The sequence below is a fragment of the Pseudomonas putida genome (assembly GCF_004357765.1).
GTDB lineage: Bacteria > Pseudomonadota > Gammaproteobacteria > Pseudomonadales > Pseudomonadaceae > Aquipseudomonas > Aquipseudomonas putida_U.
The window spans coordinates 1-522 of sequence record NZ_SMTE01000149.1 but is presented as its reverse complement, the minus strand read 5'-3'; the positions used below and the strand labels follow the sequence as shown (position 1 = coordinate 522).

Genomic DNA, 522 nt, shown 5'->3' with positions numbered 1-522 from the left:
GGAAGCCAGGATGTCGGGACGCGCTTTGGCATCCGGCCTGGACGTATCGTCCGCACTCGCGCAGGGCGGCGCGGTTCGCGGTCGCGGCTGGCGCCGCTCCTGCAGGGTCGCCCTGCTCAGCCGTCGAACCAGAAGACGATGCGTTCGGCGCCCAGGGCCTGTAGTTCGCGCAACTCGCTCACGAAGTCCGCGTCCAGGAATTCGCGATAGGTGGCCTCCGCGCAGTTGTCGCCGCTGCGCGGAAGCGCAACGGGGCGTCGTAGTCGAACGCCAGCAGTTCTGCCAGGCTCAACCACGACTGCGCCGCCGCGTCGCCTTCCTGGCGCTCGCACTCGGCCGCGATTTCGCGGCTGACGTCGACGGGCAAGCCGCGCGGCTCGCTGATCGGGACGACGTTGAAGGAGTTGCGGATGCCGGCGAGGAAGCTGAAGCGCCAGTAGTTGCGGTGGCTCAACAGTCCTGAGGTGCTCAGTGGACGATAAAGACCTTCGTTGTCCCGGCGCTCGGCGTACAGGTCGATGT

The 522-nt window shown here is 67.4% G+C and carries 1 protein-coding gene; it reads right to left on the bottom strand.

All coding sequences use genetic code 11. The features are described from left to right. Positions 1-178: 178 nt before the first annotated feature. The coding region (locus E2H86_RS26070; protein ID WP_207955668.1) for a hypothetical protein at positions 179-522 on the bottom strand (344 nt) is incomplete at its 5' end.